This window comes from Flavobacterium album (assembly GCF_003096035.1).
Taxonomy (GTDB): Bacteria; Bacteroidota; Bacteroidia; order Flavobacteriales; family Flavobacteriaceae; genus Flavobacterium; species Flavobacterium album.
Map to the genome: position 1 here is coordinate 737,677 of NZ_CP029186.1, position 21,203 is coordinate 758,879.

Annotated in this window: 19 protein-coding genes; 8 read left to right on the forward strand and 11 right to left on the reverse strand. The window is 46.3% G+C overall.

Going from position 1 to position 21,203, the window contains the following annotated elements:
- The first annotated feature begins 13 nt into the window (after nucleotides 1-13).
- Nucleotides 14-1,501 (forward strand): S41 family peptidase, encoded by a 1,488-nt coding sequence (locus HYN59_RS03320; RefSeq protein ID WP_108776910.1) that lies wholly within the window; start codon nucleotides 14-16, stop codon nucleotides 1,499-1,501.
- Between the two features lie 57 nt (nucleotides 1,502-1,558).
- On the opposite strand, the gene HYN59_RS03325 is transcribed toward HYN59_RS03320, so the two are convergent.
- Nucleotides 1,559-5,164, reverse strand: coding sequence for a GEVED domain-containing protein (locus HYN59_RS03325; RefSeq protein ID WP_108776911.1), 3,606 nt, complete (start codon nucleotides 5,162-5,164; stop codon nucleotides 1,559-1,561).
- A 252-nt stretch (nucleotides 5,165-5,416) separates the two neighbouring features.
- Here HYN59_RS03325 and HYN59_RS03330 point away from each other — a divergent pair, with 252 nt between their 5' ends.
- The 5 genes from HYN59_RS03330 (at nucleotide 5,417) to HYN59_RS03355 (ending at nucleotide 12,239) form a co-directional block, all read left to right on the forward strand.
- Nucleotides 5,417-6,664, forward strand: coding sequence for a dicarboxylate/amino acid:cation symporter (locus HYN59_RS03330; RefSeq protein WP_108776912.1), 1,248 nt, complete (start codon nucleotides 5,417-5,419; stop codon nucleotides 6,662-6,664).
- A 5-nt stretch (nucleotides 6,665-6,669) separates the two neighbouring features.
- A complete protein-coding gene (locus HYN59_RS03335) occupies nucleotides 6,670-7,380 on the forward strand; it encodes a DedA family protein (protein ID WP_108776913.1) in 711 nt (236 codons plus the stop codon).
- A 22-nt stretch (nucleotides 7,381-7,402) separates the two neighbouring features.
- Nucleotides 7,403-8,515 (forward strand): NAD(P)/FAD-dependent oxidoreductase, encoded by a 1,113-nt coding sequence (locus HYN59_RS03340; RefSeq protein ID WP_108776914.1) that lies wholly within the window; start codon nucleotides 7,403-7,405, stop codon nucleotides 8,513-8,515.
- A 543-nt stretch (nucleotides 8,516-9,058) separates the two neighbouring features.
- Complete coding sequence (locus HYN59_RS03350) at nucleotides 9,059-10,960, forward strand: S9 family peptidase (protein ID WP_108776916.1); 1,902 nt, start codon at nucleotides 9,059-9,061, stop codon at nucleotides 10,958-10,960.
- Between the two features lie 79 nt (nucleotides 10,961-11,039).
- The gene (locus HYN59_RS03355; RefSeq protein ID WP_108776917.1) at nucleotides 11,040-12,239 is read left to right on the forward strand and encodes a C1 family peptidase; all 1,200 of its coding nucleotides are present in this window, start codon (nucleotides 11,040-11,042) and stop codon (nucleotides 12,237-12,239) included.
- Between the two features lie 57 nt (nucleotides 12,240-12,296).
- Here the strand turns inward: HYN59_RS03355 and HYN59_RS03360 are convergent, their stop codons facing one another.
- From HYN59_RS03360 to HYN59_RS03375, 4 genes are all read right to left on the reverse strand, one after another.
- Nucleotides 12,297-12,698, reverse strand: a complete 402-nt coding sequence (locus HYN59_RS03360) for a hypothetical protein (RefSeq protein ID WP_108776918.1) — start codon at nucleotides 12,696-12,698, stop codon at nucleotides 12,297-12,299.
- Between the two features lie 68 nt (nucleotides 12,699-12,766).
- A complete protein-coding gene (locus tag HYN59_RS03365) occupies nucleotides 12,767-13,999 on the reverse strand; it encodes a serine hydrolase domain-containing protein (RefSeq protein WP_181369500.1) in 1,233 nt (410 codons plus the stop codon).
- Nucleotides 14,000-14,101: 102 nt separating this feature from the next.
- Nucleotides 14,102-14,536, reverse strand: coding sequence for a hypothetical protein (locus HYN59_RS03370; RefSeq protein WP_108776920.1), 435 nt, complete (start codon nucleotides 14,534-14,536; stop codon nucleotides 14,102-14,104).
- 27 nt (nucleotides 14,537-14,563) lie between these two features.
- A complete protein-coding gene (locus HYN59_RS03375) occupies nucleotides 14,564-14,941 on the reverse strand; it encodes a hypothetical protein (RefSeq protein ID WP_146185849.1) in 378 nt (125 codons plus the stop codon).
- Nucleotides 14,942-14,999: 58 nt separating this feature from the next.
- Here HYN59_RS03375 and HYN59_RS03380 point away from each other — a divergent pair, with 58 nt between their 5' ends.
- Entirely contained in the window at nucleotides 15,000-15,446 is a 447-nt protein-coding gene (locus HYN59_RS03380) for a hypothetical protein (protein ID WP_146185850.1), read from the forward strand.
- A 26-nt stretch (nucleotides 15,447-15,472) separates the two neighbouring features.
- Here HYN59_RS03380 and accC read toward each other — a convergent pair whose 3' ends face one another.
- The 6 genes from accC to pdxA form a co-directional block, all read right to left on the reverse strand.
- Nucleotides 15,473-16,819 carry an acetyl-CoA carboxylase biotin carboxylase subunit gene (accC, locus tag HYN59_RS03385; RefSeq protein WP_108776923.1) on the reverse strand — a complete coding sequence of 449 codons (1,347 nt, stop codon included), beginning with the start codon at nucleotides 16,817-16,819 and terminating at the stop codon, nucleotides 15,473-15,475.
- 90 nt (nucleotides 16,820-16,909) lie between these two features.
- Nucleotides 16,910-17,401 (reverse strand): acetyl-CoA carboxylase biotin carboxyl carrier protein, encoded by a 492-nt coding sequence (gene accB, locus HYN59_RS03390; RefSeq protein ID WP_108776924.1) that lies wholly within the window; start codon nucleotides 17,399-17,401, stop codon nucleotides 16,910-16,912.
- A 25-nt stretch (nucleotides 17,402-17,426) separates the two neighbouring features.
- Nucleotides 17,427-18,425 carry a beta-ketoacyl-ACP synthase III gene (locus tag HYN59_RS03395; RefSeq protein WP_108776925.1) on the reverse strand — a complete coding sequence of 333 codons (999 nt, stop codon included), beginning with the start codon at nucleotides 18,423-18,425 and terminating at the stop codon, nucleotides 17,427-17,429.
- A 159-nt stretch (nucleotides 18,426-18,584) separates the two neighbouring features.
- A complete protein-coding gene (gene rpmF, locus HYN59_RS03400; protein ID WP_082482157.1) occupies nucleotides 18,585-18,779 on the reverse strand; it encodes a 50S ribosomal protein L32 in 195 nt (64 codons plus the stop codon).
- 13 nt (nucleotides 18,780-18,792) lie between these two features.
- Nucleotides 18,793-19,338: a YceD family protein gene (locus HYN59_RS03405; RefSeq protein WP_108779629.1), complete on the reverse strand. Its 546-nt coding sequence runs from the start codon at nucleotides 19,336-19,338 to the stop codon at nucleotides 18,793-18,795.
- A gap of 104 nt (nucleotides 19,339-19,442) precedes the next feature.
- Entirely contained in the window at nucleotides 19,443-20,507 is a 1,065-nt protein-coding gene (gene pdxA, locus HYN59_RS03410; protein WP_108776926.1) for a 4-hydroxythreonine-4-phosphate dehydrogenase PdxA, read from the reverse strand.
- Between the two features lie 53 nt (nucleotides 20,508-20,560).
- Here pdxA and HYN59_RS03415 point away from each other — a divergent pair, with 53 nt between their 5' ends.
- Nucleotides 20,561-21,151 carry a riboflavin synthase gene (locus tag HYN59_RS03415; protein ID WP_108776927.1) on the forward strand — a complete coding sequence of 197 codons (591 nt, stop codon included), beginning with the start codon at nucleotides 20,561-20,563 and terminating at the stop codon, nucleotides 21,149-21,151.
- Nucleotides 21,152-21,203 lie beyond the last annotated feature (52 nt).

The window sequence follows — 21,203 nt, forward strand, 5'->3', positions numbered from 1 at the left end:
ATATTGCCTTATTTTGAAAAAGACACCCTTCATCCTGCTCCTTATAATTTTCGCGTCCTGTGCCGGAACGAAAAAGGTGGTGCAGGACTTTTCCGCGTTGCCGATGCCAAAATTTACCCGCCAACAGGCAGAAGAAGACTTTGACCTCGAAGTAAAAGCCTTAAAAGAAGCACATACAGGTTTATACCGGTATGCATCGAAGGAGCAATTTGACTCGATAGTGAAAAGCCAGCGCAATAAAATTGCCGACAGTCTTAACGTATTCGAATTCTACAATATCGTTGCGCCAATTGTGGCATTTGCCAAAGAAGACCATTGCGATATCGCACTTCCGGAAATGGCAAATGACTATCTCTCCGTGCATGGAAAATTCCTCCCGGTTGAGGTGGTAAGCCTTAATGAAAAGGTATATATCCTCAATGACCCCGATGAAAAAGCCAGGATAACAGGCCATGAACTGCTGGCGGTGAATAGTGTTGCTATTACCGATATCTACCGTCACATCTTTAACACCTTTGCCGCCGATGGTTTTGTGCGATCCTCCAAATTCAGGTATCTCGACTTTTCCGGGCTCGCAAGGGAATATGCAAAAACCGTAGGGCAGCCGGAAAGTTTTGAGCTCGATACCCGAGATCCCGGGGGCCACAAGCAACATCATACAGTTAGAGCGTGCAGCTTTGCCTTATTCAAATCTATAACCGGGACATTAAAGCAAAAAGGCATCATGAAGGGCCACCTTCCTCCCGCCTCCCTGACATTTGAGCCCGGGATAGCCATTCTTGCCGTTAATACCTTCAGCAATAAGCAGTATAAAACCGCCGGCATGGACTTTAAGGATTTTATCAGGTCGGCTTTTGATTCGATTAAGGCAGTAAAGCCAAAAGCGCTAATCATCGATATTCGTGAGAATGGCGGCGGGTCGGAGGGAAACGAGGATTTCCTGTTCTCATTCCTTACCGGTAAGCCATATAACAAGTACAGGTATGTGCAGGCTTCGGGATTTACCTATTCTTTCCTTCAATACACCGACTACAGCAAGCCGGAAGACCGTGCGGAACTGGAAGCCGACCTGAAGGAAGAACACTATCTTTCTGAAGATGGCAGGATACTGCGCAAGCCGGGCATTGAATCGGCAGCGCCTTTACAGCCGCAACCGTATAAAGGAGATGTATATGTGCTTACCAGCGGGTGGACGTATTCGGGCGGCGCGGAGTTTGCCTGCCTGATGCGGGAGCATACGAATGCACTATTTATCGGTGAAGAAGTGGGCGGCGGCTATTACGGCAATACAAGCGGCTACAGCCTGGAACTTACACTGCCCAATACGGGCATTACAACCGACTTGCCACTGCTAAAATTCGTACTGGATGTAAGCCCTAAGGTGCCTTTTGGGAGAGGCGTATTGCCGGACTACAACATACAGCCGGACATTAGTCAATTTTTAAAAGGCTATGATGCGGAAATGGAGTTTGCGAGGAAGCTTATACATGATAAAAAATGATAACAAAAAAGACTGCCCCTTTCGAGACAGTCCTTTTCAATTTGGAGTTAGCAACAATTATTTTTTGATGAACCTCAGCATGGATCGCGTTCCGTTATCGTTTATTTCGATAAGATAGCTTCCTGCTGCCAGGCGCGATACATCTACGACGCCATTTACAGGAATACCTTTACCGGCTTCCTGGCCTGCTATGGTATATATCGTATAGGCTGCTTTTTCGGAGATGTTCGTAATGTTCAGTACATTTTCCGACGGGTTAGGATACAATGTAATCGCTACGGTGGAAGACTCTGCTGCCCTTGCCGAACTGCCTATAACTACCGTATAATCTTCCACTTCACCATAAGAGAACGCCTCGCAGGCAGTAGGTATGGCATTATATTTCATTGAAACCCGCATACGTGTAGCGCCTGTTGATGCTGTTGAAGGTATGGTGATCGAGCCGCTCACCGGGGTGGTTGTCGAAGCTGCTTTGCTCCACACCAATTCACCCGAATCGGAAAAATCGCCATCGGCATTATAATCGATCCACACCGCGTAGCCTTCATTGTAGGTGCTGCCTGTCCATGCCGGGGTGATCGTAATGGTATACGCGCTGCCTTTGCTTACCGAAGTTGAAAGCGAAGTAAAGTTGCCATACCCTGCATTGGCACCCGACAGGTTGTTGATAGTGCCAAACTGCACCCTGTTGATGTACTCGTCGCTCACGCTGTTGCCTTTGGAAGTACAATAGGTTAGCGTGTTGCTGAGGGTAGTCACATTCACCATATTGCTGGCCACAGAAATATTGCCTGCCGCATCTTTGGCTTTCACTGAGAAACTGTAGGCCGTGGCTGCCGTAAGGCCGGTTACTGTGTAAGTTGTCCCGGTCACGCTGGTGATAATGGTTGCCCCCTGGTACACATCATATCCTGTTACGGCAACATTATCGGTAGCGCCTGTCCAGGAAAGATTGGTAGTAGTCTGGGTCGTGCCAGAAGCGGTAAGTGTTGGCGCTGTAGGTGCGGTTGTATCTGCAGAACCCGCCTGTATGTTGACAGTATAATCTTCCACTTCGCCATACGAGAAGGTTTCGCAGGCTGTCGGTACGCCATTGTATTTCATCGACACGCGCATACGGGTAGCGCCTGTTGCCGCCGTGGCCGGAACCGTAAAGCTTCCTGTCGCCGGGGCTGTTGTCGCGGCAGCTTTGCTCCAAACCAATTCACCGGAATCGTCAAAGTCCTTGTCGCCGTTATAGTCTATCCATACGGCATAACCTTCGGCGTAGGCCGTACCAGTCCAGGTTGGGGTTACCATTATGGTATACGCCGTGCTTTTATTCAGGTTGGTTGATAAAGATGTAAAATCGGTATAACCGCCTGCGCCTCCTGCAGAAGCATTGTTGATCGTACCTAATTGTACCCTGCCGATATACTCATCGGATACTGTAGTGCCTGCCGATGCGCAATAGGTTCCGGTAGCTGCAAGTGTCGTTACACTTACCGTGTTGCTTGCCGCTGAAGAATTGCCCGCCGCATCTTTTGCTTTTACCGAGAAAGTATAAGCCGTTGCAGCCGTAAGCTCTGTTACAGTATAAGTAGTGCCGGTTACATTGGCTTTCAGCGTAGCTCCCTGGTACACATCATAACCTGTTACAGCAATGTTATCCGTTGAGGCCGACCATGAAAGATTGGTTGTAGTTTGCGTAGTGCCCGATGCAACAAGATTGAGTGGTGTGCTTGGCGGGGTTGCATCGCCTCCTCCGCTTGCGGTAATGGTAAAGTTGGCATTCGAAATATCAAAGAAGATGTGGTTCGAGCCTTTAACCATGATCCTGTTGGTTGTGCCCGGATTGTTCGGTACCGTGATGGTTTGCGTGCCATCATTCGGTGTACCGCTTAATATGGTTATCGGATACGTGTCGCCTCCGTCGGTAGAAAGGAGGATATCCACATTGGCAGCATTAACGCCATTGGCCGTAGTGCCTGCTACATTCCACGTTACGGTTTGCGTAGAGCCTGCCGCCCATGAAACTGCGGTATTTGGCGCACTTACGGTAAATGGCCCAGCTGTTGCATTTACGGTTACTACCATATCGTCACTATTGTTGGCCGGGCCGCCTGCGTGGTTATCGCGTACGGTAAGCCTGAAGTTAAGTGTCCTTGCTACGTTCGGCACCGCTTCCCATTGCCATGAGGTAGCGCCGGTCTTAATGGTCGCCATCCTTGGGAACACTCTTGACCCGCCGGTCGTTGGCACATAGGAACGAAATGCCGGGCCCGATGTCGCTGTTACGCTCGGGTAGGTTGTGGATGTTGTCCCCGAGTTCATCTGCTCCCAGCAGTAGGTAAGCCCGCTGTCGTTGGCATCGGTACCCGAGCCTGTCAGCATGAATGGCGTTCCTTTTGGTATGGTATAATCCAGTCCGGCATTGGCGGTTGGTATCGCATTGCCGGTCGTGGTATTGGTCTGGCAGGTGGTTGTTTTTACATAGTTGGTTACCTGCTGGATGCTTACGGCATGGAAGAACGGGTCGCTGTGCGGCTGGACATCGGTAGCGCCGGTGATGCCTGCATAGCCCATAATGGTAGTACCACTGCCCGGCTCGTTCTGTACGCCTGAACCCTCGTTGCTAAAGGTAAAAGTATGGTTCGCGCCAAACTGGTGGCCCATTTCGTGGGCTACGAAGTCGATATCAAAATTATCGCCTACAGGAGCGGTACTGGTTGTAAAGCCGCTTCCCTTGCCGCTCGCGCAAACGCACCCGATACAGCCGGCATTACCGTTATTGCCGATAGCCGACATGAGGTGGCCCACATCATAGTTGGCATTGCCGATAACACTTGTAAGGGTTGACTGCAGTTCGCTGTTATAGTTAGCATCGGTACTGCCATACGGATCGGAAGCCGCGCTTGTGTAAATAACCGCATCCGTATTGGAGATAAGGACCATATTTACGCCAAAATCCTTTTCGAACACACCATTCACGCGGGTCATGGTGGTGTTGATAGCGGCAAGCGCAAGGGCTTTGGTACCGCCATAGTAAGCAGTATATTCTCCGGTCACGCTCATGGCCAGGCGGTAGGTGCGCAGCTTTCCGTCGTCGGCGTTCGGCCTTTGCTCCAGGTCGGTTGCGGCGATCTGGCGGCGGGCGTGGTCGGCTACTTCACATTCAAATTTGGTGAAAGGAGGCGATTTCTGTGTCCTCTTATAAACAGAATAAGTTTTCAGGTCGGTCGAATACGGCTCGATAAATACGCTTGGCCTGTCGGCAGCGGTCATCATGGTTTGCAGGCCTAAAGGTGAAACGCTGAAACGGATGATCGCGGTTGGATCGTCGATGCCCTGGCCGGCATAGGACCTGATCTCAGGGTAGCGCGCAGTGAGCTCGGGATCCATCACGGGCGCTTCCACGATACGGAAACGCTCCAGCGTACCCTCAGCATTCGGGAAGTAAACGATAACGGAAGATTTTACAGTACCCCGCAGCGGCGCCTTTGCCAGTTCAGCTTTCAGCGACGGGATGTCGAGGTTGTACAAATGTTTCGAAGGAAGCGTTTCCCTGTCTTTAAAGGTAAGGATACCGCTTTTCTCCGGTGTGGCTTTCCAGAACAATTTGCCCTCCTGTGCAAATGCAAAACCGGAAACCACCAATGCAATGGCAAGTAATGTTTTTTTCATATTTTATAAATTCAAGTTTCTATAAAAGTAGAATATTATTTGAACAAAAAACAAAATATATGTGAAAATTGTAACAATTATGCGTTTTATAAGTAAAATATTCACAAAATATATAAATATTTAAAAATAAAATATTGTCAGAAAAATTGTTAAATAGGTGCGAAAAGCAGAAAACAGGCACTTAAATATCCCGCGCCTAAAGACGGTTTAAAAAAATATGAGTAATTTCACGCTCTTTAAATGCCCTGATGGATGAAAAGCAATACTAAACTGTTCATAGCCATACTGGCCGGCCTCGTACTCGGGATCGGTCTCGGCTATTTTGTGTACAAGGGCTATACTAAAGATGAAGCAAAGGAATTTGCTGTAAGCATCAAGCTTCTGGGTACTATTTTCATCCGTATGGTGCAGATGATCATTGCGCCCCTGGTGTTCTCTACCCTTGTAGTGGGCATTGCCAAAATGGGCGACATGAAGCTTGTAGGACGCGTAGGCGGCAAAGCAATGGGTTGGTTCATCTCAGCTTCGCTGGTGTCGCTGCTGCTGGGAATGGTTTTAGTCAACTGGCTGCAGCCGGGCAGGAATACCGATGTCACTATGGAATCGGTTGCATCGGCAGACGAGCTTGTGAAGAATGTTGATTCGTTTTCCCTTGAAAAATTTGTAACCCACGTCGTGCCTAAAAGCATCGTGGAGGCCATGGCCACAAATGAGATATTACAAATTGTAATTTTTTCTATAATGTTCGGTATTGCTTTAGCCGCTATTGGCGAATTAGGCAAGCCGGTCATAAAAGTGCTCGATATTATTTCGCATGCCATTTTGAAGATGGTGGGCTACATCATGTGGGTAGCGCCATTTGGCGTATTTGGCGCGGTTGCCGGTGCGGTTGCCGTTTACGGCTTCGACATCTGGGAACTATATGCCAACTACCTTGCATCCTTTGCATTAGGCATCTTATTATTATGGGTATTGCTGCTTGCCGTAGGCTACCTGATTTTGGGCAACAGGCTCTGGACACTGCTTAAAAGGCTTGCGAGCCCTTTGCTCATCGCTTTTTCAACCACGAGCAGCGAGGCCGTTTTCCCGAAACTTACCGAAGAGCTGGAGCGTTTTGGTTGCGACCCTAAAATCGTTTCGTTTACCTTACCGTTGGGCTATTCGTTCAACCTTGACGGCAGCATGATGTACATGACTTTTGCCAGCCTTTTCATCGCGCAGGTATACGGTATCGATATGTCTATCGAAAAACAATTGGTAATGCTGCTGGTGCTTATGCTTACCAGCAAAGGCGTTGCCGGGGTGCCGAGGGCTTCGCTTATAGTAGTGGTCGCCACGTGTGCCATGTTTGGCATACCGCCGGAAGGGATAGCCCTGATATTGCCTATCGACCATTTTTGCGATATGGCACGCAGCATGACCAATGTACTTGGCAATGCGCTTGCTACCAGCGCTGTGGATAAATGGGAAGCTAAAAATACAATCAATCATCAAACATAACTTATATGGACAGTTTTCACTGGACACAATTATTAAATCCTGAATTTTATATCAACCTCGAAATAGGCGGGGTAGCCGTAGGCATCTACGTAGTGCTTTTTATCGTTTTTGCCGAGACAGGGCTTTTCGCCGGATTTTTCCTGCCGGGAGACAGCCTGTTGTTCCTTGCCGGAATTTACAGCAATGAGCTCATGGCAACCGTGATGCCTATGGACAGCGATTTCCTAAACGTAACAGTACTATCTGTATTTGTTGCTTTAGCAGGGATTGTGGGTAACACCTTCGGGTACTGGTTCGGAGCCAAAAGCGGGACCTATCTTTATAAGAAAGAAGACTCTTTCTGGTTCAAAAAGAAATACCTCATCCAATCGCATGACTTTTTTGAAAAGCACGGCGGAAGGGCCATCATTTTTGCACGTTTCCTTCCTGTGATACGGACTTTTGCACCTATCATAGCCGGTGTAGTGGGGATGGAGAAGAAAAAATTCATGCTTTTCAATATCATAAGCTCTGTGCTTTGGTCGTTTACGCTCATATTTGCCGGGCACTACCTCCAGGAGTTGTTCCTTGGCTGGGGCATTGACCTTAAATCGCATATTGAGATCATCATCATCGGCATCGTGCTTGTGACTACCGTTCCGGTAATCGTGAACGCTATTAAAGGCAATAAAGTTACCGAGGAGGAAGCTGCTGAGAAAATAGCCGACAAAGAATAAACAAACTTAATTCCGCAATGCCATGAACCTTAGCTATTGGGAAATTCAGCACTGGTTTACGGATATTGATTACACTATTGTGGGCAGCGGCATTGTGGGCCTGCATACGGCACTACGGCTACGTGAGCGCTTTCCTGAAAGCAAAATACTGGTTCTGGAAAAAGGCCCGCTACCACAGGGGGCGAGTACCAAGAATGCAGGGTTCGCCTGCTTCGGCAGCCTTTCGGAAATCATAAGCGACCTGAACAACCATACCGAAGAAGAAGTTATTTCCCTCATTCAAAAACGCTGGCAGGGATTACAGTTACTCCGCAAAAGGCTGGGCGATGCTGCCATCGACTTTAAGCCCTATGGCGGTTATGAGCTTTTCCTCAAGGATGATACTGCCGGGTATGAGGAATGTCTGCGCAAAATGCCTTTTGTAAATGAGGTATTGCGACCGCTATTTAAAGCCGATGTATTCGCCAAAGAAGTGGATCGCTTTGATTTTAAGGGAATACAGGAGTATCTTGTCTTCAATCCGTTTGAAGGGCAGATAGATACCGGCCTGATGATGCAGGCGCTTTTGAAAGAAGCTGCTGCACAAAACATACTTATACTGAATAACCAAACCGTTACCGCTTACCATGAAAAGCAGGATGGCGTAACGGTAAGCCTGGGCGATTTCAGCTTTACTACAAAGAAATTAATATTCACTACGAACGGGTTTGCGAGCAGCATTACAAATGGCGCCGTTACCCCCGCACGTGCCCAGGTGCTCATTACCGAACCGATACCCAATCTTGACATACGCGGTACCTTCCATATCGACCGCGGGTATTATTACTTCCGCAATATCAACAATCGCATCCTTTTTGGCGGCGGCCGCAACCTTGACTTTGAAGGCGAGACTACCACGCGATTCGGGCAATCTGAAATCATCCAGAACCAACTGGAAAAAATCCTTCGCGAAGTGATCCTTCCGGGTACCGACTTTACAGTTGCCCATCGCTGGAGCGGCATAATGGGACTAGGCAGCCAGAAGAACCCTATTGTACAGCAACTATCCGACCATGTGTACTGCGGCGTAAGGCTGGGTGGCATGGGTGTGGCGATAGGGAGTATTGTGGGGATGGAGTTGGCGGATTTGGTATAGACCTACTTCTTCTTTTGTCTTGAAACAAAAGAAGCAAAAATTCAAGGCTCCAAATATTTCACTTAAAATCTACGGCAAGCTTCTCCCATCGCGACCCAAGCCGCTCGAACAGAGTTCTTCGCTCGTGGGTCGCTCTCCTTCTCCCAACGCTGAATCTTCCCTTGATTTTTACGCGAAATATTTTATGCCGAACTTCACTCAAACCTGCTTACCCGGACGTTACAAACACATACAAAGTTTCGTGATTAGCCCTGATATAAGCGGCATCCCCGACGAAGGAGGGATAGAGCGGATAGCAGGAATTGCCACTACTGGAAATGCCCAAGCTTTTTGCTCATGAAAAAAGTCCTCTCCCTCGGCCCCCTCTCCCAAGGAGAGGGGAGCGAGACGTGCTTACTCTTATGTGCTAATCATTCAACAATAATCGCATTATTAAATTTACGAAGTATGCAAGCCCTTTTTTATATTAAATCTGTAACACAACGCGCCAAATACCGTCCAATAGTTTTATTTTTGGTAAAGTTTTTATAACCAAATGATATTATGAAAAAAATTCTTCTATTAACCTTAAGCATCATGGGATTATCGGCTTCGGCACAACAGCACATGACGCCCGAACTCCTTTGGAAAGTGGGCAGGGTGAGCACACTGGGCATTACCAAAGACGGGAAAAGCATTGTTTATAAAGTTTCGATCCCTAATGTGGCGGAAAACAAATCGGATTCAAAATTCTATACCATCCCTGTGGGCGGCGGGACACCCGTTGAAACAAAAGATTACAAAGCACTGCTGAAAGACAAGTACGTTTCTCCCGATGGCAAATGGCTGCTTTCGCACAAAGAAATTAAAGTGGAAAAAGTGCTGGGCAAAGACCACTACCCGGAACTGGATAAATCGACCGCGCAGGTATACGATGGCCTTGATTACCGCCATTGGGATACCTGGAACGACGGTACGCACAACCACGTGGGCTATGCACCTGTGGATAAGAAAGACGGATTTATCGACATCATGTCCAATGAGCCGTATGATTCGCCACAAAAGCCTTTTGGCGGGGAGGAAGATTATTGCTGGTCGCCCGACGGGAAAAGCATCATTTATGTTTCCAAAAAGAAAGCCGGGACGGAATACGCAATCAGCACCAATACCGACCTCTACCAATATGACCTTGCTACCAAGCAGACCAAAAACCTTACGCCAAACAATCCGGGATATGATACCAATCCTGCCTACTCCCCTCAGGGCGACCTGACATGGCTACAGATGAAGCGCGATGGTTATGAGGCGGATAAGAATGATATCATTGTCCGGTTTAAAGGTAATGATATCAACCTTACTGCGGGATGGGATGGTACAGTGGACAACTTTACCTGGAGCCCTGACGGTAAGAAAGTATATTTTGTTGCAGCTGTTGACGGTACTAAACAGCTTTTCGAAGTAAACTTCCCGGGGCTCACGAAGATCGCCATTACCGTAAAGCAACTTACTGATGGATATTTTGATGTAAATAGCATTGTGGACTTTGCAGCTGATAAGGTAATCCTTGAAAGGGCCGATATGAACCATGCCACTGAAATCTTTAGCTACGACCTGAAAAAGAAAACGTGGACGCAGCTTAGCAAAGTGAATGATGCATTTTATGCTGGCATCAAACTAAGCAAAACCGAGAAAAGATATGTTACCACTACCGATGGCAAAAAGATGCTGGTGTGGGTAATTTTGCCTCCTGATTTTGACGCGAAAAAGAAATACCCTACCCTGCTGTACTGCCAGGGCGGGCCGCAATCGGCTTTGACGCAGTTTTATTCCTACCGCTGGAACTTCCAGGTAATGGCGGCACAGGGCTACATTGTGGTGGCCCCTAACCGCCGCGGTATGCCGGGGCATGGCGTGGAGTGGAACGAGGCCATCAGCAAGGACTGGGGCGGCCAGGTAATGGATGATTACCTTTCTGCTATAGATGATGTTGCCAAAGAGCCATATGTAGACAAAGCACGCCTTGGGGCTGTGGGCGCGAGCTACGGTGGGTATTCGGTGTTTTACCTTGCGGGGATACACAACAAGCGCTTTAAGACCTTTATTGCCCACGACGGTGTGTTCAACCTGCAGAGCATGTATGGCACTACCGAAGAAGTTTTCTTCACGAACTGGGACAGCGGCGGACCGTACTGGGACAAGAACAATGCTGCAGCCCAAAAGACCTATTCAAAATTCAACCCAATCGATAACGTTGCCAAATGGGATACACCGATCCTGATCTACCAGGGAGGCACCGACTACCGTGTGCCTATCGGGCAGGGACAGGAGGCGTTCCAGGCGGCACAGTTAAGGGGCATCAAGAGCCGTTTTGTGTATTTCCCGGATGAGAACCACTGGGTGTTAAAGCCGCAGAATGCATTGGTATGGCAAGGTGAATTTTTCAAATGGCTGAAGGAAACATTGTAGAAATAAAGCTAAAAGTTAAGAATTTGTAAATTTTCTGTATTTTAGCGTCCTTGATTGTAACTAAACTAAACAATAGACTATGTATAATTTTTCAGTAAAACCGTTCCTGGCAGCATCGCTGCTTGTAGCGGGAATGCAGGTGGGCTTTGCTCAGGATTACCTCGTAAACTCACTTAAAAACAACCAAAGCGCCAACAGTAAAGATTCTTTCCAATTCACCGACGTGATAAATATTGAGAACACCCCGGTAAAAAACCAGGGATCATCGGGAACCTGCTGGAGCTACTCGGCCAACTCATTCCTGGAGTCGGAAATGATCCGTATGGGCAAGCAGCCTGTAGAGATTTCGCAGGTGTACACAGCACGCAACGCCTATGTTGAAAAAGGCAAGAACTATGTAAGGATGCACGGCGCCATTACCCTTGGCGACGGTGGTGCACTGCACGATGTTATCAACATGTACCGCAAATATGGCGCGCTGCCGCAAAATGTTTACACCGGGCTTAATTACGGCACTACCGTAAACAAGTTCGAAGAGATGCAAACAATGGCACAGGGCGTGCTGGAAGCTGCTGTAAAGAACCCTAACGGCGAACTTTCCCCTAACTGGATAAAAGCCTATACCGCAGTACTTGACTCTTACCTTGGCGATGTGCCGCAGAGCTTTGACTACAAAGGAAAAAAATATACGCCACAGACTTTTGCCAAAGAAGTGGTAGGCATCAACCCTGATGATTATGTGGAGCTGTCTTCATTCAAAGAGCACCCATATTATTCGAAATTTGTGCTTATGGTGCCGGACAACTGGTCGCTTGATATGGTATATAATGTAAAGATGGACGACCTTACTGCTATAATCGACAACGCGCTTAAAAATGGCTACACTGTAGGTTGGGCAGGCGATGTAAGCGAAAAAGGCTTTAGCTGGAAAAACGGCGTGGCTTACATCCCTTCAAAGAATTTTGCCGACATGACCGCAGAAGAGAAAGAGAGTATCTTTAAAGGCCCTCAGGCTGAGATGGAGATCACTGAAGATATGCGCCAGAAAGCTTTTGACAACTACCAGACTACCGACGACCACGGTATGCACATTGTAGGCCTTAGCAAAGACCAGAACGGCAAAGAATACTACATCGTTAAGAACTCATGGGGTGCGACCAACGATTACAAAGGCTACCTTTATATGAGCAAAAACTTTGTGAAGTATAAAACTACGGCTATCCTCCTGAACAAAGGCGGCATACCGAAAGACCTTGCTAAAAAAATGGATATAAAATAATCCAGGTATTATAAAAAAAGGATCCCGATAGCTTAACACTATCGGGATTCTCTTTTTTTATTCTCTTGGCTTCCTGCGTTCCCTCATTTTTTCCCGGTTCTCTTTTTTCATTACAAGAAATTGCCCAAACTGTTCATCCGTCAAAATAGCTTTCATTTTTTCATCCCTGGCTGAATCAAGCTCTTTTAGCCCCTTGCCTTTCTCAACAGTATGCCCTTCAGAAGTTTTTAGTTCTTTTGCGCCATTAAGAAATTCAAGGTTCGCATCATATGCTTTTTTATATTGCTCATCGTTAAGGGAAAGCTTATTTTTCATATTGTCTGTAAGGAGTTTGGCCATGGCCTCCGGATTACGGCCCTCGGCTTTGCGCCCTTCAGCTTTACGGTCCTGGGCTGACATTGAAACGGTAAATAAGAACAACGCCACGATAAGGCCTGCTCCATGCATTAGTTTTTTCATTTTCTGATATTTAAAAGGTTAATGGATTATAAAGATATAAAAACCATGCCAATATAATAGGCCAGATTTTATTTGCTGGTTTTGACCATTAGCTCCAGCGCATCCCATATCCCATAAAAAGCATCATTGCCCTGCTTATCGTCAATATCGGTATTAACCATAAGAAAACGCCCGGTACCGGTTTCAGGGTCAAAGAACATCAGGGATGATACGCCCGGATCGCCGCCGGTATGGCCTATATAGCCTTTAGGGCTAAAGCCGATAAACAGGCCGGAATTGTATTCGTCGCTAAATGGGTTTTGGGTTTCCTGTCCATCCAGGAAGTTTCTTGGGCCAAGATAGGTTGTATAATATTGTTTGTAGCTTTCCTTATTAAGAAGCTTTCCTCTGCCCTGATAGCCCCTAATTAGCTCCTGAAGGTATTTGGCCATATCTGCGGCAGAAGTCACCAGGCCGCCATCAGGATACGTGATGCAATTATAAAACGGCAGCGGCTCTTTTTTGCCCGTATAAAGGTACGACCTGTTACTGAATTCTTTCCCCCGGCCATAGAACCCGGAGTCTTTCATTCCTAACGGATCCAGGATGTGTTTTGCGACAAACGCATCATAAGGCATCCCTGTGGCTTTTTCTACAACTAAAGCTGCTATTGCAGCGCCAAGGTTGCTGTATTCATAATATTGTCCCGGCATCATCCCCGTAAAGTTGTCTTCTGCATAGTATTTGCCATCCTCTGAAAATAATCCACGCAGGAATTCTTCCATACCAATACCGGCAGAAGGCGGGTTGAACTTTTGGAGATACCCTGTGGGAGCAACACCTGAAGCATCATCAAGTATATACGACCTGTCCATATACTGGTAATTGTCGTGGATGGACGAAGTATGCGTGGCCAGCTGCTGTATTGTGATCTCTTTATCCGGAAATAAAGCAGGGCGCACTTTAAACGGCAGGTACTTGTTGATTGGGTCGGATAGCTTTAGTTTTCCCATCTCCTGTGCCTTGAGCAGCGCTAAGCCTATCAGTGTTTTTGAAACTGAAGCGACCGGCTGGGTGGTTTGGGCAGTATATTTTTCCCCGGAACTAAGGTTGGAGGTGCCAACGCCGTTTTCATAAAGCACGCTGTCCTTATTTACCACAGCCACCGAAAAACCTGCAAAATATCCCTGTGCGGATAATGTGTGCAGCTTACCGGTAAGCGAGTCGGCCGCAGGGTTAGCGGGAACTTTAGCAGTTTCCGGATGGTTGTTGCGGCAGGACACACAGGCAAACGCAAGGACAATTATAAAAAGCTTATTCATACAAATGGATTGGTTATAGCTACACATAAAAAAGCCCGCCTTAGCGGGATATAAATATAACATTATCGGGACAAAAATACCCTGCATCTCCTTATGGTGATGTCAGTTTATTTTCTCGATCTTTTCAACGCTGATCTCACACCACTCCTTGCTGCCGCCCCATACTTCACCGGTTACCCGTATCTTGTCACCCAGCTTTATCATGCCGCCTTTATCATCATAGATTTTTACATCGGCTTCGGTAAACCCTTCGTTAAGCGGCTCCATCATATTCTTTTTTTCACCGCTTTTATTAGCTGTATAAATATGCAGCGCAGGTATCCTGTACTTTCCGGCCGGGGCCTCGAACGCCATGGTTATAGAACCCCCTGTGGTATAAAAACTGTCCGGCAGCTGTATAACGCCTTCTGTTGTTACCAGGACATCCTTATTTTCTTTGTTGCAGATATCCGATGCTTTTATCGCCATCGGCACATCCGAACATGCGGCAGCCGAAAGCAGGGCTGTGGCCGCAATTGCTTTAATAAATTTATTCATGCTTAGTTTGGTTGGTTTTCTTTTTCTTTACTGGTAATATTCCCTGAATTTCTTACCGTAGTTTGCTTTATTGGCCGTGTACGTTTTGTACTGGGTTTCGGTAAGCACCGATTTTAGCTTGGTATCCCTTTCGTCAGTAACTGCTTTTATTTTTTTAGCTTTCTCGGTAGGGTTGGTTGTTCCTTTTTCGGCTTCCGCGGCCTTTTGCAGGAATGTTTTGTTCACATCCATCACCTTGGTGTACTGGCTGTCATTAAGCGCGAGCTGCGCCTTCATTTGCGTGGTAACGACCTTTGCGCCTTCGGTAGCTTTCTCTTTTTCCTGTGCTGTAACAGCGGTTGTAAAAAATACAACCATCATAAAGGCTGCAACTACTTTCATGGCCGAATTCATTCTTTTGATCATAATTATTTGTTTATCGATTAATGATTGTTTGACCGCAAGATAGATAAAAAATAAGAATATGGACATAAAAAATCTGAAGGCATATTTCAAATTGCTACATTTACCTAAACGGATCAGTACTATGAAATTTTTTTGCTCCCTGCTAATTTTCGCTTTGATCAATTTTTCCCGAAGTGGGGAAATACGGGATCTGTACACTGTCATTAAAATTTATGAAACTGAAGCGGAACCAATATTCTTAATTAAGAACGAAAGAAACACAGGCCTTATTGTAAGTACCAATGACACTTTGGAGGTAGATGCATCATTCAGTAAAATTACAATAGGTACTAAATATCTGTTTATCCTTAACGAAAGAAAATTTCGCGGCGAAACAAGTGGCTATATGATAATCGATGAGTCGGGAAAGACTGAAAAAAGATGGGATGTCAAAAAAGATGGTGAGATGCCTTCTATCTATAAGGCCAAAAATGTAAAAGGCTTATATATAAAAGTTCCTGAATAAAAAATCCCGCCGAAGCGGGATCCTTTTTATTGTGGGTCTTTCATATGAAAGGTTTCCATAAATTTAGTGGTGTAGTTACCGGCTACATAATCCGGCTCATCCATCAGCTGTCGGTGGAATGGTATCGTTGTCTTGATGCCTTCAATCACAAATTCATCCAGTGCACGCTTCATTTTGTTGATAGCTTCCTGCCTTGTCTGTGCCGTAGTGATCAGCTTCGCAATCATGGAGTCGTAGTTTGGCGGGATGGTATAGCCTGAATATACGTGGGTATCCAGCCTTACGCCATGGCCTCCCGGCATGTGCAGGGTAGTGATCTTGCCCGGCGACGGCCTGAAGTCGTTATAAGGGTCTTCCGCATTGATACGGCACTCTATAGAATGTAGCTGCGGCAGGTAGTTCTTGCCCGAGATAGGCACTCCGGCGGCTACCAGTATCTGTTCGCGTATCAGGTCGTAGTCAATTACCTGCTCAGTAATAGGGTGCTCTACCTGGATACGGGTGTTCATTTCCATGAAATAGAAATTCCTGTGCTTGTCTACAAGGAATTCTACGGTACCGGCGCCTTCGTATTTGATGTACTCAGCAGCTTTTACAGCAGCAGCTCCCATTTTTTCACGAAGCTCATCGGTCATAAATGGCGAAGGGGTCTCTTCCGTAAGTTTCTGGTGGCGGCGCTGTACAGAGCAGTCCCTTTCAGAAAGGTGGCATGCTTTCCCGAAAGAGTCGCCCACCACCTGTATCTCGATGTGGCGTGGCTCTTCGATCAGCTTTTCCATGTACATACCGTCGTTACCAAAAGAAGCCGCGGCTTCCTGCTTGGCGCTTTCCCATGCTTTCAGCAGGTCTTCCTGCTTCCACACGGCGCGCATACCTTTACCACCACCACCGGCAGTAGCCTTAAGCATTACAGGGTAGCCAAACTCTTTCGCAAGCTTTTCGGCATGCTCATACGAGTCAAGAAGCCCGTCAGAGCCCGGCACGCAAGGTACGCCTGCAGCCTTCATGGTCGCTTTGGCAGTAGCCTTGTCGCCCATCTTGTCGATCATGTCCGGCGATGCACCGATGAATTTGATTCCATGCTCAGAACATATCTTGGAGAACTTAGCGTTCTCAGAAAGAAATCCGTAGCCCGGGTGTATGGCGTCTGCATTGGTAATTTCCGCAGCAGCGATTATATTCGATATTTTCAGGTACGAAAGGTTGCTTGGCGGCGGGCCGATGCATACGGCTTCGTCAGCAAACTTTACGTGAAGGCTTTCGGCATCTGCAGTAGAATATACCGCTACCGTTTTTATCCCCATTTCCCTGCAGGTCCTGATCACACGAAGTGCAATCTCTCCCCTGTTGGCAATAAGTATTTTTTTAAACATCTTTTTACTATTTTAAATTTTGAATGGTAAATTTTAAATTTTTTTAAACGCCTTTATATTCAGCATTTAAAATTCAATATTTAAAATAAGTTATGATGGATCAACCAGGAATAATGGCTGGTCGAATTCAACCGGCGATGAGTCATCTACCAAAACCTTAACGATCTTGCCCGATACTTCCGATTCGATCTCGTTGAACAGCTTCATAGCTTCGATAACGCAAACCACATCTCCTTTAGATATCGTACTGCCCACCTCTACAAAAACAGGTTTATCCGGTGCCGGCTTCCTGTATAGCGTTCCTATGATCGGCGATTTTATCGTTACATATTTCGAATTGTCATCAGCAGCAGGGGCAGCCGGTGCCTGTGTTGCGGCAGGGGCAGCTGGTGCAGCCGGAGCCTGTGGTGCCTGTGCCATCGGCTGGCCTACCGGTATGTGCTGTATGTAAGCAGTAGCTTCAGAAGCTGCGGCATCAGTAGTTTTAATGGTGATCTTAAAATCATCCATCTCGAGCTTAACTTCAGTAGCACCGGATTTTGCCACAAACTTGATCAGGTTTTGAATTTCTCTAATATCCATAATTTCCGAATTTTGTTTAGGTTGTTTATTTTTTGTCGTATGCCCATTTAAGGTAGATAGATCCCCATGTGAACCCGCCCCCGAAAGAAGCAAATATAAGGTTATCCCCTTTTTTGAAAAGGTGTTCAAAATCGTTCAGCAGCAAAGGCAGCGTTGCCGATGTGGTGTTACCGTATTTCTCGATATTCACAAGCACTTTAGATTCGTCAAGGCCCATGCGCGATGATGTGGCATCAATAATTCTTTTGTTCGCCTGGTGCGAGATCAGCCAGTCTACATCCTCATTGCTAAGATTGTTCTTCTGCATGATCCTTTCGCTGATATCGGCCATATTGGAAACCGCATATTTAAATACGGTCTTTCCATCCTGGAACACATAGTGCTGCTTTTTGTCGATGGTTTCCTGTGAAGGCGGCAATAGCGACCCGCCCGCATCGATCTTAAGGTATTCGCGGCCAATGCCATCGCTCCTTAGTATCTCATCCTGCAGGCCAAGCCCTTCTTCGTTAGGCTCGAACAATGCCGCGCCGGCACCGTCGCCAAAGATGATGCAGGTAGCCCTGTCGGTATAATCTATGATGGATGACATTTTATCAGCGCCTATCAGGAGTATTTTCTTGTAGCGCCCGGCCTGGATATAGGCTGCCGCCGTGCTCATTCCGTAAAGAAAGCTGGAGCAGGCTGCCTGAAGGTCGTAGGCAAATGCGTTCACCGCGCCTATCTGGGTAGCAACATATACCGCAGTTGCGGCAACAGGCATATCAGGGGTTGTGGTAGCCAGGAGCACCATATCGATGTCTTCCGGGTTTGTACCGCTTTTTTTAAGCAGGTCTTCGGCTGCTTTTATAGCTAAAAAGGATGTCCCTTTATCTTTATCTTTCAGAATGCGCCTTTCTTTAATCCCGGTGCGTGTAGTAATCCATTCATCATTAGTGTCTACCATCGTTTCAAGCAACTTGTTGGAAAGCACAAAATCCGGGACATAAGCACCTACGGCTGTAATGGCGGCTGTTATTTTACTCATAGGATAAATTTTTCAATTCAGGTGAGGAATTTGAAAAGTGGTGGAAATTACAAAAAAAATATATATTGAATTGTAATAAGTTAGCTTAAATTAAAAATAAATGGGCTTTAACAAAAAAACTCCCACATCGTGAGAGTTTTACCCATGTATCTTAAATAATTAAGCAACAGCTTCCTGTTTGTCTATAACTACCTGGCCCCTGTAGTACATTTTGCCCTCATGCCAGTAAGCCCTGTGGTACAAATGCGCTTCGCCTGTTACAGGACATGTAGCAATTTGAGGAACAGATGCTTTATAATGTGTCCTTCTTTTATCTCTTCTTGTTTTCGAGGTCTTTCTCTTAGGATGTGCCATTTTCTATATTATTTTATCCGTTTAACAGTTTTTTCAATTCGTCCCAACGGGGATCGGTATTCTCTTTTTGTTCTTCTTCTTTTTTACTCTTTTTCTCTTTCGGAGCAAGCTCGTTCAGTTTGTCTAATATCGCGGCATCTATAGTACCGTCCTTAATTCCGGGATGTACCCGTTTTGAAGGGACCGAGAGCACTATCATTTCATAAATGTATTGTGCCACGTTCACCTGGTATTCGCCATGCGGCAAAATAAGCATTTCATCGTTGTCGTCGTTGTATTCGTCCCCAAATTTCACAATGAGATTCAGCTTGCCTTTTACGGGCAGGTCAAAATCCTCATTCGACAGGTCGCAGGGTACGTTAACTGTACCTTTATGCTTAAAGCTGAGCTCCAGCATGGTGCTCTTCTTCTCCAAAACTAAGTTCACTTTAATGTTGACGTCGTTATATTCGTCAAAACCAAAGTCATCAAAGAACGTTTTATTAATTTCAAACTCAAACTGGTGCTTCCCCTGCTTCAACCCCACGAACGGGATTAAAAAATCTTTGTTCGCTTTCATCTCGCCAGTTTTTTTTAATTTTTTCACCGAAAAAGGCCGCAACTCATTCATTACAACATATTTCGAGCGTGCAAAGATAGAAAATTATTGCAAACCCAAAACTGTTATCCATATTTTTTTTCTTCTTGTTTTTCCCTGATTTTCAAAGGGTTTTTAACAAGTTCTTTATAAACACCCCTGTTTTGGTAAACATCAAGCGCCAGGTAAACCGCTTCTTTAAACGAGTTAAAATCAGCAACTCCCTTCCCGGCTATCTCATAGGCGGTGCCATGATCAGGCGAGGTGCGTACCGCCTCAAGGCCTGCCGTGTAGTTCACTCCATTGCCAAAAGACAGCGTTTTGAACGGTATGAGCCCCTGGTCGTGGTAGGCCGCAATAACGGCATCGTATTTTTCATATTGGCCGCTGCCAAAAAAACTGTCTGCCGAAAATGGCCCGAAAACCAATACTCCTTCTTCAAAAAGCTTTTTGAGCGCGGGCTTCACCACTTCGTCATCCTCTTTCCCGATAACCCCATTATCGCCACTGTGCGGATTTACCCCAAGCACAGCGATCTTAGGTTTGCCGATACCAAAATCCTGCTTCAGCGTTTTGTTGATAGTGGTAAGTTTTTTGCGTATGAGTGCCTCCGTAAGATGTGCGGAAACTTCATTTACCGGGATATGATCGGTCAGCAGGCCTACGCGCAGGTTATCCTGCACCATCAGCATAAGCGCATCGCCTTCCAACTGTTCGTTCAGGTAATCCGTATGCCCCGGGAATTTAAATTCGTCCGACTGTATGTTGTGCTTGTTTATTGGCGCCGTAACCAATACATCAATAGTTCCTTCCTTTAAAGCCGCCACTGCCTCAGTAAAGGACTTTACCGCCAGCGCCCCGGCCATTTTATCTTCTTTGCCAAACTCAACATTGAAGCCTTCTTTCCAAACGTTCAGCACATTGATCTTACCTATCACTACCTGGCTTAAGTTATCAATGCCGTGCAGGTTGCAGCTTAGCTCCATGGTTTTTTTTACAAAAGACAGCGCTTTTACATTGCCAAAGATCACCGGCGTGCAAAATTCCAGCATACGGGTATCCTCAAAAGTTTTCAGGATCACTTCGCTCCCGATACCGTTAAGGTCGCCCACAGAGATACCCACTATTACATTTTCTGCCTTTTTTGTCATGATGCTGATTATTGCTTAATTTTGGAGTTACAAATTTAGTAAAATTAATCAGCATGTTTACAGGAATTATTGAAGCTGCGGGTACTATAAAGCAAATAGTACACGATAACAGCAATTATAACATAACAATCACTTCGAACATAACACACGAACTGAAAATAGACCAAAGCGTAGCCCATGACGGCGTATGCCTTACAGTAGTATCCATCGACGGCGACAGTTATACGGTTACGGCAATTAAAGAAACATTAGACAAGACCAACCTTAAAGGGTGGCATGAAGGCGGCATTGTAAACCTGGAGCGCGCCATGAAGCTGGGCGACCGCCTGGACGGGCACATCGTACAAGGGCACGTGGACCAGACCGGCATCTGCAGCTCGGTGGAGGAAGTTGGCGGAAGCTGGTATTTTACCTTTGGCTATGATAAGCTCCAGAACAATATCACCATCGAAAAAGGCTCTATAACGGTAAATGGCGTGAGCCTTACGGTAGTCAACTCGAAGGAACATGAATTCAGCGTGGCTATTATCCCGTACACCTATGAGCATACCAATTTTAAGAACATACAGCCTGGCACAATTGTAAACCTTGAATTTGATGTTATCGGGAAGTATGTAGCGAGGCTGCAGGCATTGAGGGGATAATTGTCCGATGTCGGAGGGGATTGTAAATATGATATAAACGTTGACGGTAAAG

Bases quoted from the DNA above. Each gene is read 5' to 3' on its own strand.
- HYN59_RS03325 (WP_108776911.1), bottom strand. From the start codon at position 5,164: ATGAAAAAAACATTACTTGCCATTGCATTGGTGGTTTCCGGTTTTGCA.
- HYN59_RS03330 (WP_108776912.1), top strand. From the start codon at position 5,417: ATGAAAAGCAATACTAAACTGTTCATAGCCATACTGGCCGGCCTCGTA.
- HYN59_RS03335 (WP_108776913.1), top strand. From the start codon at position 6,670: ATGGACAGTTTTCACTGGACACAATTATTAAATCCTGAATTTTATATC.
- HYN59_RS03340 (WP_108776914.1), top strand. From the start codon at position 7,403: ATGAACCTTAGCTATTGGGAAATTCAGCACTGGTTTACGGATATTGAT.
- HYN59_RS03350 (WP_108776916.1), top strand. From the start codon at position 9,059: ATGAAAAAAATTCTTCTATTAACCTTAAGCATCATGGGATTATCGGCT.
- HYN59_RS03355 (WP_108776917.1), top strand. From the start codon at position 11,040: ATGTATAATTTTTCAGTAAAACCGTTCCTGGCAGCATCGCTGCTTGTA.
- HYN59_RS03360 (WP_108776918.1), bottom strand. From the start codon at position 12,698: ATGAAAAAACTAATGCATGGAGCAGGCCTTATCGTGGCGTTGTTCTTA.
- HYN59_RS03365 (WP_181369500.1), bottom strand. From the start codon at position 13,999: ATGAATAAGCTTTTTATAATTGTCCTTGCGTTTGCCTGTGTGTCCTGC.
- HYN59_RS03370 (WP_108776920.1), bottom strand. From the start codon at position 14,536: ATGAATAAATTTATTAAAGCAATTGCGGCCACAGCCCTGCTTTCGGCT.
- HYN59_RS03375 (WP_146185849.1), bottom strand. From the start codon at position 14,941: ATGATCAAAAGAATGAATTCGGCCATGAAAGTAGTTGCAGCCTTTATG.
- HYN59_RS03380 (WP_146185850.1), top strand. From the start codon at position 15,000: ATGGACATAAAAAATCTGAAGGCATATTTCAAATTGCTACATTTACCT.
- accC (WP_108776923.1), bottom strand. From the start codon at position 16,819: ATGTTTAAAAAAATACTTATTGCCAACAGGGGAGAGATTGCACTTCGT.
- accB (WP_108776924.1), bottom strand. From the start codon at position 17,401: ATGGATATTAGAGAAATTCAAAACCTGATCAAGTTTGTGGCAAAATCC.
- HYN59_RS03395 (WP_108776925.1), bottom strand. From the start codon at position 18,425: ATGAGTAAAATAACAGCCGCCATTACAGCCGTAGGTGCTTATGTCCCG.
- rpmF (WP_082482157.1), bottom strand. From the start codon at position 18,779: ATGGCACATCCTAAGAGAAAGACCTCGAAAACAAGAAGAGATAAAAGA.
- HYN59_RS03405 (WP_108779629.1), bottom strand. From the start codon at position 19,338: ATGAAAGCGAACAAAGATTTTTTAATCCCGTTCGTGGGGTTGAAGCAG.
- pdxA (WP_108776926.1), bottom strand. From the start codon at position 20,507: ATGACAAAAAAGGCAGAAAATGTAATAGTGGGTATCTCTGTGGGCGAC.
- HYN59_RS03415 (WP_108776927.1), top strand. From the start codon at position 20,561: ATGTTTACAGGAATTATTGAAGCTGCGGGTACTATAAAGCAAATAGTA.